The organism is Sphingobacteruim zhuxiongii, from assembly GCF_009557615.1.
GTDB lineage: Bacteria > Bacteroidota > Bacteroidia > Sphingobacteriales > Sphingobacteriaceae > Sphingobacterium > Sphingobacterium zhuxiongii.
This window is the reverse complement of sequence record NZ_CP045652.1, coordinates 3,057,848-3,071,579: the sequence shown is the minus strand read 5'-3', so window position 1 is coordinate 3,071,579 and position 13,732 is coordinate 3,057,848. Positions and strand designations below refer to the sequence as shown.

The window sequence follows — 13,732 nt, the reverse complement described above, 5'->3', positions numbered from 1 at the left end:
TTTTATATTTTGTCGAAAAATGCGGGTTTATTAAGCTCCAATGCAATTGCCTTTGATACGGAACTCGTAAATAGGCGTTCAAAAAAAGTCTTGCGGCTAGGAGTGACAAGAATCACATCAGGATTGATATCCTGAATTAATTTCTCCACCACCTCTGGTACCGTATCTAATTCCTCATCGCTTTTTTGGATTGGTTCAGCATAGGTTTTTACTTCGGTAACTTGCGTCATCTCTTTAATATTATATGCCCAACTGTCTAAACTCTCCAATACGTTTTCACGTTTTTGACTTTCCTTATATACGTGGATTAATGATAGTGAATTGGTTTGATCCACTAATCGGAGGTATTGTTTTAAGGTATCTAACTCCTCATGTTTGAAATTGGTCAACAAAGCAATATGATTGCTTTGGAAAGAATATGGTTCGTTTGGAACGACCACGACAGGAATACTTGACTTCGCTGCAACAGCAAGGGTCGTACTACCCCAATAAAGTGGTTTTGTTTTACTTTCACCTGAAGCCCCCATAATAATTAACTCAAACTTTCCAGAATTTGACATTTCTGTAAGTTTTTCGATAATGAGGGTTCTCGAACATTCAATATAGAAATCAACACTAGGAAATTGATCAACAAGTTTGTCTTTTAGTTCGGCAATCAATAAATCAGCTTTCAAGATTGGATCTGTAAGGTTGTGCTCGTCGGACTCACCAACTGAAGCGCTGGTGTAACAATGAAGTAACAAGATATCGGCATTCTTTTTTGTAGCGAGTTCGCAAGCGTATTGAGCCGCAAATTCCGAGTTTTTCGAAAAATCGGTAGGGACGATTATAGTCATCTTTTTGATTTATTGAGTTGTTCTTTATTAAGAAGATAAATTTACTAAAAATATCGGTGAATATGACAAAAGTTGGTTTTTAAGACTATTTTAACGTCAATTTTGAGTAAGTTTGCAAGCAAAATATTTACGAAATAAATGACTAGCAGAGAAATACGCCAGGCTTTTTTAGATTTTTTCAAGAGTAAAGGACATCAGATCGTGCCTTCAGCTCCTGTGGTAGTGAAAAACGACCCTACATTAATGTTTACGAACGCTGGTATGAACCAGTTTAAGGATTTGTTTTTGGGAGAGGCCGCCATTAAATATCCACGCGTCGCCGATACACAACGGTGTCTTCGTGTTTCTGGGAAGCATAACGATTTAGAGGAAGTGGGGATTGATACTTATCACCATACCTTATTTGAGATGCTTGGAAACTGGTCATTTGGTGATTATTTTAAAAAGGAAGCTATTGAATGGGCTTGGGAACTATTAACAGAAGTGTTCAAGTTAGATAAAGATCGTTTATACGTTACGATTTTTGAAGGCGATGCGAGCGAAGGTTTGCAACGTGATTTGGAAGCTTTTGACCTTTGGAAGGCGTTAATCGCGGAAGATAGAATTCTATTAGGAAATAAGAAAGATAATTTCTGGGAAATGGGGGACACAGGTCCTTGTGGTCCTTGCTCAGAAATACACTACGATATGCGTTCGGATGAAGAACGTGCTAAGGTACCTGGTCAAGAATTGGTAAATGCAGATGATCCACAAGTTATCGAGATTTGGAATCTTGTATTTATGCAGTTCAACAGATTGAAGGATAAGTCATTAAAATCTTTGCCTGCAAAACATGTTGACACAGGGATGGGATTTGAGCGATTGGTGCGTTGTATTCAAGGAAAGACGTCAAATTATGATACAGATGTATTCCAGCCTTTAATACAATATATCGCGACAAAGTCTGGCATTGTTTACGGAACAGACGAGAAAACCGATATCGCGATGCGCGTATTATCCGATCATATTCGCGCGGTTAGTTTTGCTATTGCTGATGGTCAGTTGCCATCCAATAATAAAGCAGGATATGTTATCCGTCGTATATTAAGAAGAGCAGTACGTTACGCATATACATTTTTAAATTTTAAATCACCATTTATCCATGAGTTAGTGCCTGTTTTGGCAGAACAATTTAAAGGTGTATTTGATGAACTTTACAGTCAGCAAGATTTTGTTGAAAAGGTTGTTTTGGAAGAGGAAGTTTCGTTCCTACGTACATTAACAACAGGAATTCAACGTTTTGAAAATTACGTAGTTGATCAAAAGAGTATCGATGGCAATTTTGCTTTCGAATTATTTGATACCTATGGATTTCCAATTGACTTAACGGATCTACTTGCTCGCGAACAGGGGTTAACTGTTGATATGCTTGGATTTGAGCAAGCTTTATTAGCGCAGAAGGAACGCTCACGTGCGGCAACAGCAATCGACACAAGTGATTGGGTTTTAGTTAGCGAGAATCAAGATACAGAATTTGTAGGATACGATGCCTTGTCGAGTCAGACAGAAATTGTTAAATATCGTAAGGTATCTGCGAAGGGAAAAGAGCAGTTTCAATTGGTTTTATCCGTTACACCATTCTACGCTGAAGGAGGTGGTCAAGTTGGTGATACAGGTTACATTCGTTCTTTAGAAACGAGCGAGAAGATTGAAATTGTAGACACGAAAAAGGAAAATGGATTGATTATTCATTTTGTGAATCAATTGCCATCTGTTTTAACGGGTGATTTTGAAGCGGTCGTGGATATTTCAAAAAGAAAAGACTCCGAAGCGAATCACTCTGCAACCCATTTGCTGCATGCTGCCTTAAAACAAGTTTTAGGAGATCATGTCAACCAAAAAGGCTCTTTAGTTTCTCCAGATGTACTTCGTTTTGATATATCTCATTTTGCAAAGATGAGTTATGAAGAAATCAAGCAAGTAGAGGATATTGTAAATGCAAAGATCCGTGAAGATATTCCATTAAAAGAAGAACGCAATGTTCCTTATCAAAAAGCAATTGAATCGGGAGTTACAGCTTTATTTGGTGAAAAATACGGAGATCATGTTCGCGTAATTACTTTCGATGATCACTATTCAAAAGAATTATGTGGTGGAACGCATGTTCGTGCTACAGGTCAAATAGGTTTCTTTAAGATCGTTTCCGAGTCTGCTGTAGCAGCAGGAGTTCGTCGTATTGAAGCCATTACTGGAACAAAAGCACAGCAAGTTATTCGTGAATATTTCGAATTGGTAGACAACATGAAAGGCATGTTAAACAATCCGAAAGATTTTGTTTCCGCTTTAAGTAAAGTTATTGATGAAAACGGGGCACTTCGTAAAGAGATTGAGCGCAACATTGTTGAAAAATCCTTAAAAATGCGCGAAGAATTGGAGTCTAAATTTGAGCGTATTGGTGATATCAACTTCCTATCGATGGTTGTTGATTTACCAAATGCAGATGCGGTCAAAACATTAGCTTATGCGTTGAAAGGTGCTGTAGATCGCTTATTCTTAGTTTTGGGAGCTGATTTTGACGGGAAGCCGAGTCTGACAGTGATGATTTCAGATGATTTAGCAAAAGAAAAGAATTTGAACGCGGGAAATATTGTTCGCGAATTAGCGAAAGAGATCCAAGGTGGTGGAGGTGGTCAACCATTCTTCGCAACAGCAGGAGGTAAGGATAGTGCTGGCTTGCCGAAAGCGATTGAACGCGCTAGAGAATTTGTAAAGTAAAATATAATGAGAAAATCCGTATTAAATGTATGTGGTTTATTGTTCCTGTCAAGTTTAATTAGCGCTTGCTCGAACAATGAAAGTATCCAGATAAAAGGAGTTATTGATAACCCGGGAAATGTGAAGGTGGTAAGTTTTTATGAGGGTGATCGTAAATTGGATTCTACTTTTATCGCAGACGGTAATCGATTTAAATTTGAAAGACCAGCCACTCAGGAGCGTTTATTAACGATTGCGGTAGGCAAGAATAGGTATCCAATAATTGTAGAGCCAGGAAACGAATTGACGTTTTCTGTTGATATGCAGCAACCCGAGACTTATAAGGTTGAAGGTTCCGAGCTTTCTACGAAATTGAAAGATTTTGCGCCGCTAAAAGTTCGCATAGATTTTGTTCGCGATTCTTTACAGCAAGCGTTTACGAAAGCAACCACAGATCTTGGAGCTAATGAGATCCAGAATCTTCGTGCGGAGATGCTCCAGAAATTTGAACCTTTCTTTAAAAACTACGTACAACAGGCGGTTACTTTTGCAGATAAGAATCAGGACTTGGCGGGATTCTATGTGATGAGCACGCTGGATCCGGAGATGGCTGAGCAGGAATTAATTACTTATGCTGATCAAATCAAAGATAAATTTACCGAAAATCGTTATGTAAGCGATTTTAAAGGGGAAGTGAACAAGCTTCGTAAATTGGCAATCGGGCAACCTGCGCCAGCATTACAAGCTTATACAAAGGATAATAAGTTGGTGAAGTTATCGGATTTTCAAGGTAAAACCGTGTTAATCGATTTTTGGGCTTCATGGTGTATGCCTTGTCGAGAAGAAAATCCAAACATCGTCAAACAATACCATCGTTTTAAAGATAAAAATTTCACCGTACTTGGGGTATCTCTAGATAACAACCCAGGCCCATGGATGCGTGCGATTGCAGATGATAAATTGGAATGGACGAATATATCCGATTTACAAGCCTGGAGTTCGCCGTTGGTGATTGACTATCAAATTAAAGGGATTCCAACATCTTATATAATTGATGGTACAGGAAAGATAATTGCTAAGAACTTAAGAGGGAAAGAGTTAGAAGATTTTTTAACGAAAACCTTAAATTAAGAATAATGCATTGTTAAGTTATATTTAAGTGTTAACAATTATATAATATTTGGTTAACTTTATCTTATGATTAAGTACATAACTTAGCAAAAAAAAGACATTATATGGCCAGTAAGCAGAAAATTCTAGTGGTTGACGATGAGGCAGACATTGTTGAATTGATTTCTTATAATTTAACCAAAGAGGGATACCAAGTTTACACCGCGGCAAACGGTAAGGAGGCGATAAAAGTGGCAAAAGATGTATATCCAGACTTGATTATTTTGGATGTAATGATGCCGGAGATGGATGGAATAGAAGCTTGTCGTTTAATGCGTTCTATGCCGGAGTTTAAACAAACCTTTATGGTTTTCTTGACGGCCAGAAGTGAAGAGTATTCAGAAATTGCTGGTTTTCATGTGGGTGCCGACGATTATATCGCTAAGCCAATTAAACCACGCGCACTAATGAGCCGTATTAACGCAATCCTTCGTAGAAATACCTCAGAAGTAATCGATGATCAGTCAACTGATAAATTAGAGATTTCCGATTTAGTAATCGATAGAGATTCATTCCTAGTCTACCGTGGTGAGGAAAAGTTTGTCTTGGCAAAGAAAGAATTCGAATTGTTATACCTATTGGCGTCTAAGCCGAATAAGGTTTTTACAAGGGAACAGATTCTGAAAGCAATTTGGGAGGATTCTGTTGTCGTTACAAACCGAACGATCGATGTACACATTCGAAAGCTGCGTGAGAAAATAGGAGATACCTATGTCACTACCGTTAAGGGCGTTGGTTATAAGTTTGAACTGAACTAAAAAAATATTTAAAAGATTGAAAACCGGACTTGGTCCGGTTTTTGTTTTTTATGGCAGTCAATCGATTGCGTAGCTAGATTTTATAGCTATCTTTATCAAAAATATTATAACGAAAACTTAAATTAAACGAGAACAATTATGTGTGGAATCGTCGGTTACACCGGGAAACGTCAAGCCTATCCAATAGTTATTGATGGCTTAAAAAAATTAGAATACCGTGGCTATGATAGTGCTGGAGTCGCTCTACAAACAGGCGACGCTATCAAGGTTTATAAAAAGGAAGGGAAAGTCGCTGCCTTAGAAGAATTCGTTGCCGAGCAGTCAACCGTTGGAACTACTGGTATTGGACATACCCGTTGGGCAACACACGGAGAACCTTCCGATCGAAATGCACACCCGCATATCTCCAAATCTGGCAATTTGGCGATGATTCATAACGGGATTATCGAGAACTATGCATCTCTAAAGAATGAATTGATTAAAGAAGGATATGAGTTTAAGAGTGATACAGATTCTGAAGTATTATTAAACTTTATCGAAGATATTCAATTAAATAACAATTGTAGCTTAGAAGAGGCTATCCGTATTGCGCTTAAGCGTGTTACTGGTGCCTATGTGATTTTAATTGTATCAGCTGATCAACCGGATACGATTATTGCTGCCAGAAAAGGTAGCCCTTTGGTTATCGGGATTGGAAATAATGAACATTTCTTGGGTTCGGATGCATCACCTATGCTTGCCTATACGAAAGAAGTTGTTTATATCAACGATTATGAATTAGCTATTGTTCGTCCGGATGAGTTAATTCTGAAAAATCTTGGTAATGAAACCATAACGCCATTTGTACAAAAGTTAGATATGGAATTGGCGGCTATTGAAAAAGGTGGATATGACCATTTCATGCTGAAAGAGATTTTTGAACAACCAACTACTATCGCAGATTCTTTACGCGGACGTTTAGTTTTGAACGATTCAAAGATTATCTTAAGTGGGATAGACTCCATTCAGGATAAGTTACTGAATGCTCGCCGGATTATTATCGTAGCCTGTGGAACAAGCTGGCATGCTGGTTTGGTTGCTGAATATGTGATTGAGGAATTGTGTCGAATTAACGTAGAGGTAGAATATGCTTCAGAATTCCGATATAGGAATCCAATTATTTCGGAAGACGATGTGATTATCGCGATTTCGCAAAGCGGTGAGACTGCAGATACGTTAGTCGCATTAGAGCGCGCTAAGGAGCACGGTGCAACGATATTTGGTATTGTAAATGTTGTTGGATCTTCTATTGCTCGTATTTCTCACGCAGGTTGCTATACACATGCAGGTCCAGAAATTGGGGTGGCGAGTACGAAAGCTTATACGGCTCAACTTGCGGTATTGATGTTGTTAGCACTCAAGGTAGCGAAATTGAAAGGTACTATTTCAGAGGAACGCTTCGTTGAGCTTTCACATGAACTTAATAGTGTACCTGAGAAAGTAGAGTGGGTATTGAAAAATGAAGTGGATAACATCAAAGCAATAGCTTATAAATACAAGGACGCGCATGATGTACTTTACCTCGGACGTGGTTATAACTTCCCAACCGCACTAGAGGGGGCATTGAAATTGAAAGAGATCTCCTATATACATGCAGAAGGTTATCCAGCTGCAGAGATGAAGCACGGACCAATAGCATTGGTAGATGAGACTTTGCCAGTGGTTTTTGTGGCAACGAAAGATATTTACCATGAAAAGGTCATCAGCAATATGCAAGAAATTAAGGCCCGCAAAGGTAAGGTTATTGCTGTTGTATCGGAGGGCGATGAGATGACACATAGTATTGCAGATGATGTGATGACTGTTCCAGTGTTAGATGAGGTTATTGCACCAATTTTGACTGTGGTACCGCTACAACTACTTTCATATTATATTGGTGTATATCGTGGGTTGGATGTTGATAAACCACGCAATTTAGCAAAGTCTGTTACTGTAGAATAATATATACTTATGGGATATGTTAATAAAATTCCTTTAAGTCGTATTGGGTATGATTTTGTTCCTGCTCAATATTTAAAAGAGGGAAGAGATGAATATTATTATCGCTTTCAACAACAAAAGAACGATAAAATCTATAGGAATCTTACAGCTGCAGAGATTGCAATTTTAGAAATCAATGCTAATGAATCTACCAATTGGAATGATGTCTTAGTGACAGATAAATTTCTTCCAAAGCAGATCAAGCGATCTAAGTTTTATGGATTGGTACGAATCGGCGATATGGAAGAGGTTTACTTGGAATATCGTGATATTCGCTTAGCTTGCGGTATCTATAATTCGCATATTATCAGCTGTGATTTAGGCGATTGTATCGCTTTGCATCAAGTTCGATATATTGCACATTTCATCGTAGGTAACGAGGTGATTCTCTTGAATGTTAATGAGATGGAGACGAGTTCAAGCGCGAAGTTTGGGAACGGAATTCTGAAGGATGGCGATCAAGAGGAAAGTCGGATCTATCTAGAAGTATGCAATGAGAATGGAAACCGAAGGGTATTACCATTCGATGGGATGCAAGCTGCCGACGCTTATTTATGGAGTAGAAACCGACAGGATAAGGCGCTTCAAGATCGTTTTTTTGAAATGACAAACAAATGCTTTAGTTCCGATCGGGGATACTATAGCGAAATTGGAGATCGAACGGTAATCAAGAATTCGCACACGATTAAGAATGTGAAGATTGGCTCCGATGCGTATATAAAAGGCGTAAATAAGTTAAAGAATGTAACCGTTAATTCGACTTTGGACGCCTACACTCAAATAGGTGAGGGTTGTGAATTAGTTAACGGGATAATTGGTTATGGTTGTCGTGTGTTCTATGGGGTAAAGGCAGTACGTTTTATCCTATCTTCCTATTCGCAACTGAAATATGGTGCTCGATTAATTAATTCGTTTCTTGGAGACAATTCGACTATCTCTTGTTGCGAAGTCTTAAACTCTCTTATCTTTCCAGCTCACGAGCAGCATCATAACAATTCGTTCTTATGTGCATCGCTTATTATGGGGCAGTCGAATATGGCCGCTGGAGCTACCGTAGGCTCGAATCATAATTCCAGAGGTGCTGATGGGGAGATTGTTGCGGGAAGAGGATTCTGGCCAGGACTCTGTGTTAGCTTAAAACATAATTCACGATTTGCGTCTTATAGCTTGATCGTAAAAGGCGACTTTCAACATGAAATGGATATTCGTATTCCATTTTCATTGATCAGTAATGATGTTAAAAATGATCAACTACTAATTGTTCCTGGATATTGGTTTATGTATAATATGTACGCATTGATGCGTAATACGAATAAATTCTTAAGTCGCGATAAACGTCAATTCAAGAACCAATATTTTGAATACGATATTCTTGCACCGGATACGGTCAACGAATTGTTCAATGGACTCCAAGAAATTGAGTCGGCTGTTTCTTCAGCCCTGGAAAGGGAAGGTTTGTCTGCTAATCTAACAGCTGTCGACTGGTTGACGGGCGATTCCAATTCGGATTTAACGATATATTTATCCAATGTAGAGTTTTCCAAACGTAAAGTTTGTTTGTTAAAGCCTAGGGAATCCTACGCTTTATTTAAAAAATTGATTCGATATTACACTGTATGTCAAGTATTGGAGCATATAAAGCCAGAAGACTTCGAAAGTAGCTTATTTGGCCATTCTTTGGAAACGAACGAACGCGTATCTTTCGTTAATGTTGGTGGTCAATTAATGCCAAATGGAAAGTTAGACGAATTACTAAATGATATTCGAATCGGAGAAATAGCTACGTGGGACGCAGTTCATGCGCAATATCACGCATTAAGTAGCGAATATGTGGGAGATAAATTAATACATGCTCTAGTCTCTTTACAAGAAGTAACTGGGCGAAATGCGAGCAGCTGGGATGCTATGTTTTGGAATGAACTATTCGAAGAAGCCTTAGCTGTAAAGGAATGGATATGCGACGAGATTCGAAAAACACGAGCTAAAGATTATAGTAATCCTTTCCGTATGATGGTTTATAATTCAGAAGAGGAGATGGATACTGTTGTTGGAAAATTGAGCGATAACTCATTTATTAATTTACAGACTGAGGAACTTCGAGTTTTTCAGGAGAAATTGGATGCGTTTTCCGCAATTAGCAAGTAACTAATAGGATCTTATTTAAACAAAAAGGGTGGATTTATTTAATCCACCCTTTTTTATTGATGCTTAGTCCTACTTCAATTCTTTAATTTTAATACTTCTGAAAGATACTTGATCTCCATGGTCTTGAAGTAAGATATGTCCTTGTTCTGCTTCACCAAATTTATCCCAATCTTTATATTTACTTCCTGCAACTAATTTTTTGAAATCTTCTGATCCTCTAACGAATTCTAACATTTTGAAGCCATTCAACCAGTAAGTAACTTTGTTATTTGGTTCTACGACTAAACGTCCGCGATTCCACTCACCGATAGGCTTTCTTGCGCGAGGATTTCTATCGGAAGTAATCAGGTCATACAGTGATGCAAGTGTTCTATTTCCATCTTTACCCAATTTAGCATCTGGGTGTAACTCATCGTCTAATATTTGATATTCAGGTCCGATAGCAGATCCTGCGGTTTTTTCATTTAGTGTAACGAAATACTTAACTCCTGAGTTTGCACCTGGGGTTAATTTAAAATCGAACGATAAATCAAATGCTTTGTATTGTTTCTCAGTAACGATATCACCACCATTTGTTGATTCTGCACCGTCTGAATCTTGAACCGATATAGTTCCATTTTCTATCTTCCATCCTTTCTCTGGAAAATTTCCACCACGTGCAGACTTCCATCCTGTCGCATCTTTTCCATTAAAGAGTAGGCTATAACCTTCTTTTTGTTCTTCCTCACTAACACTATTTGCGGTAGTATTAACAATATAAATATCACTTGGGAAGTCTGCCGGTTTTAGATTCTCTGTCTGAATCTTAATGTTTTTAAAATATACTTTCTTGCCGTCTAAAGAGTCTGGAATAGCGTGTACTTGTAAAGCAATGAAACCAGAAGCATCGACGGTATCGATTAAGTGTGCACATGGAACATCATTGACCCAAGTTTTGGTTTCATTACCAATGGCTTCGATTCGGATTTTATTGTATTCGTTAGGTTTATAAGCTGATTTAGCTGCTGGATTAAGATCTAAAGGGTATAACCATTGTCTACGGCCTTCGTCATAAATGCCACCTGTCCAAGCTCTAGATGTTGGATCAACATCAAGCTGTCTACCATATACACGTCCTTTACCATCATTGGCAGAAGCATCATAATGGCTACGTGTTTGAATTCCTGAATTTGTCGTAGCGCCCTCAAGTTTGATATCTAGTTCTAAGATAAAGTCTCCGTATTCTTTTTCCGTTACAAGGAAGCTGTTTGGCGTTCCCTTTACCATTGTTCCGACAATGGCATCATCTTCTATTGTGTAAGGCGCTTTGCCAGCAAGCGTTTTCCATCCAGTCAAGTCTTTTCCATTGAAAAGGTTGTCCCAATCGCCAGAAGCAGCTGATTTATCTGCATTCTGACAGGATGCCGACAGCATCATTAAGCTTAAGGCACACGAAGAAAGGGAATAGATGGATTTTTTAAAGAAATTTCTCATATAAAGTTTTTGTTGATTTTGTAACAGGTTTAACGATAATGTATGATTATCGTGTTGAAATTAATATTTTTTTTTAATTTTAGGATACGATCATTAATAAATTTAAACCTAATCATTTTTTCATGGATCATTTTTTTTCTCGTAGAAGCTTCATAAAGAAGTCGGTCATGGCCGGAGGAGCAGTTGCATTGGCAAATAGTAGCTTCGCAAATGTTATGATGGCAAAACCCAACGAGCGTGTCAATTTAGCTGCGGTAGGTATTGGAAACCGTGCTGCTGAAATTCTTATGGAGTTTCATAAGACGGGGCTATGTAATATTGTAGCACTTTGTGATGTGGATATGGGCGCGAAACATACTGAAGCTATATTGAAGCAATTTCCTGATGTTCCACGATTTCAAGACTTCCGCCAGATGTTCGATAAAATGGGAAACCAAATCGAGGCAGTATCCGTAGGTGTTCCAGACTTCTCGCACTTTCCAATTACCATGATGGCTTTGGAACTAGGGAAGCATGTCTATGTAGAGAAACCAATGGCACGCACGTTCTTGGAAGTAGAATTAATGATGCAAAAGGCTAAGAAGTATCCTAAACTAGCGACTCAGATGGGTAATCAAGGGCACTCTGAGGCGAATTATTTTCAGTTTAAAGCATGGAAAGAAGCTGGAATTATTAAAGATGTTACACAGGTAGTGGGACATATGAATATGCCGCGCAGGTGGCACGGTTGGGATGTGAATATGAAAAATTTCCCAGCGCCTGAAAAGCTTCCTGAAACACTAGATTGGGAAATATGGCAAATGCAGACTCTTGGACACAACTACAACAAAGATTTTGTAAATGGACAATGGCGTTGTTGGTATGATTTCGGAATGGGGGCATTAGGAGATTGGGGAGCACATATTCTTGATGCTGCGCACGAGTTTTTGGACTTAGGATTGCCAACCCGCTTAGAAGCTATTCGTTTAGATGGGCATAATTCGTTCTTTTTCCCGATGTCTTCGACATTGAAGTTTAGTTTTCCAAAACGTAAGAAAATGCCAGCCCTAGATATTATGTGGTATGATGGATTAGACAATCTTCCGCCAATTCCTGCTGGTTATGGTATTTCTGGTTTAGATCCAAATATTCCACCTCCAAGTACAGGAAAGTTAGAACCTGCAAAATTAAACCCAGGTAAAATAATCTATGGAAAAGACTTAACCTTCAAAGGAGGATCTCATGGTAGTACATTGACGATCATTCCAGAAGATAAAGCAAAAGATATGGCGAGCAGACTTCCAGAAGTACCTGCTTCTCCTTCTAATCACTTTGCAAACTTCTTGAAAGCATGTAAGGGACAAGAGAAAACACGTTCATCGTTTGAAATTGCAGGACCACTGAGTCAAGTCTTTTGTTTAGGGGTAATTGCTCAACGATTAAATACAAAGTTTGATTTCGATCCGGTGAAAAAAGAAATTGTAAATGATAAATTTGCGAATGCTTTACTAGTTGGTCCTCCACCTAAAAAGGGATGGGAACAATATTATGTAGTTTAAAAAGAACCAAAAAGATAAATAAAAATGATTAAACAATTTGCAACGGGTCTGGCCTTTACCACGATCTTAAGTTTGAGTTTAAGCTCTTGTAAGAATGCAACTCAAGAGAAGAAAGAAGAGGAGGTGCATAATCCAGCGTCTCAGACTATTCCCGAAGAGTCGAAAGAGTTATTGGGAAGATGGGATTTGACCGTTGATAAGAAAGGAACTTCGGTACCCTCATGGATCGAAATTAAATTATCTGGATTTACGACACTTGTTGGATCTTGGGTAGGAGATAGCGGCAGTAATCGTCCAATATCACACATTAAATTAACGAACGGTAAGTTTTCGTTTGCTATTCCACCACAATGGGAAGGTGGCGAAGGTGATTTTGTTATTGAAGGAGAATTAGCTGGAGGTGAATTAAAGGGTACTATTACTTCCAATAACGGTGAAAAATATACTTTTACGGGTGTAAAAGCACCGTATTTGGTGCGTGATAAAGCGGTAGAATGGGGAACAGCAGTAGAATTGTTTAATGGTAAAGATTTGACAGGGTGGAAGCCTTCGAATGAAAAGAATCAGTGGGTTGTTAAAGATGGTATCTTGACCAATCAGGGAGCTGGTGCCAATTTGGTATCCGAGCAAAGTTTCCAAGATTTTAAACTGAGTTTGGAGTTCCGTTATCCTGAAGGAAGTAATTCAGGCGTTTACCTACGTGGACGTTATGAGGTTCAAATTGAAGACTCGCCGAAAGATAAACATCCAGGATCTCTATATTTTGGTGGTGTTTATGGATTCCTTGCGCCAAATGAAATGGCAACATTAGGAGCCAATGAATGGCAAAAGTTTGATATTACGCTTGTTGGTCGACTGGTGACAATTGTTGCAAACGGCAAAACGATTATCAATAATCAGGAAATTCCTGGTATTACTGGAGGAGCGCTAGACAGTAAAGAAGGCGAGCCAGGGCCACTTTATATCCAAGGTGACCATGGAGCCATCGAATTCAGAAAGATCACGCTGACGCCCGCAAAATAGGCGACAGAATGAACATAAGATAACCGAAGGGAGCTAC

Annotated in this window: 9 protein-coding genes; 7 read left to right on the top strand and 2 right to left on the bottom strand. The window is 38.7% G+C overall.

Annotation, left to right across the window (positions count from 1 at the left end; all coding sequences use genetic code 11):
- Positions 1 to 2: 2 nt before the first annotated feature.
- On the bottom strand, positions 3 to 836 hold the full coding sequence (locus GFH32_RS12975) for a universal stress protein (RefSeq protein ID WP_153512004.1): 834 nt from the start codon (positions 834 to 836) through the stop codon (positions 3 to 5).
- A 138-nt stretch (positions 837 to 974) separates the two neighbouring features.
- Here GFH32_RS12975 and alaS point away from each other — a divergent pair, with 138 nt between their 5' ends.
- From alaS to GFH32_RS12950, 5 genes are all read left to right on the top strand, one after another.
- A complete protein-coding gene (gene alaS / locus GFH32_RS12970) occupies positions 975 to 3,590 on the top strand; it encodes an alanine--tRNA ligase (RefSeq protein ID WP_153512003.1) in 2,616 nt (871 codons plus the stop codon).
- 6 nt (positions 3,591 to 3,596) lie between these two features.
- Entirely contained in the window at positions 3,597 to 4,700 is a 1,104-nt protein-coding gene (locus GFH32_RS12965; protein ID WP_153512002.1) for a TlpA disulfide reductase family protein, read from the top strand.
- Between the two features lie 104 nt (positions 4,701 to 4,804).
- Positions 4,805 to 5,497: a response regulator transcription factor gene (locus GFH32_RS12960; RefSeq protein ID WP_153512001.1), complete on the top strand. Its 693-nt coding sequence runs from the start codon at positions 4,805 to 4,807 to the stop codon at positions 5,495 to 5,497.
- 138 nt (positions 5,498 to 5,635) lie between these two features.
- Positions 5,636 to 7,477 (top strand): glutamine--fructose-6-phosphate transaminase (isomerizing), encoded by a 1,842-nt coding sequence (gene glmS / locus GFH32_RS12955; protein WP_153512000.1) that lies wholly within the window; start codon positions 5,636 to 5,638, stop codon positions 7,475 to 7,477.
- A gap of 9 nt (positions 7,478 to 7,486) precedes the next feature.
- Positions 7,487 to 9,661 carry a DUF4954 family protein gene (locus GFH32_RS12950; RefSeq protein WP_153511999.1) on the top strand — a complete coding sequence of 725 codons (2,175 nt, stop codon included), beginning with the start codon at positions 7,487 to 7,489 and terminating at the stop codon, positions 9,659 to 9,661.
- A gap of 69 nt (positions 9,662 to 9,730) precedes the next feature.
- Here GFH32_RS12950 and GFH32_RS12945 read toward each other — a convergent pair whose 3' ends face one another.
- On the bottom strand, positions 9,731 to 11,134 hold the full coding sequence (locus GFH32_RS12945) for a 3-keto-disaccharide hydrolase (RefSeq protein ID WP_194285642.1): 1,404 nt from the start codon (positions 11,132 to 11,134) through the stop codon (positions 9,731 to 9,733).
- A 122-nt stretch (positions 11,135 to 11,256) separates the two neighbouring features.
- Between GFH32_RS12945 and GFH32_RS12940 the strand changes: the two genes are divergently transcribed.
- Positions 11,257 to 12,672: a Gfo/Idh/MocA family oxidoreductase gene (locus tag GFH32_RS12940; protein WP_153511998.1), complete on the top strand. Its 1,416-nt coding sequence runs from the start codon at positions 11,257 to 11,259 to the stop codon at positions 12,670 to 12,672.
- Between the two features lie 24 nt (positions 12,673 to 12,696).
- Positions 12,697 to 13,695 carry a 3-keto-disaccharide hydrolase gene (locus GFH32_RS12935; protein WP_153511997.1) on the top strand — a complete coding sequence of 333 codons (999 nt, stop codon included), beginning with the start codon at positions 12,697 to 12,699 and terminating at the stop codon, positions 13,693 to 13,695.
- Positions 13,696 to 13,732 lie beyond the last annotated feature (37 nt).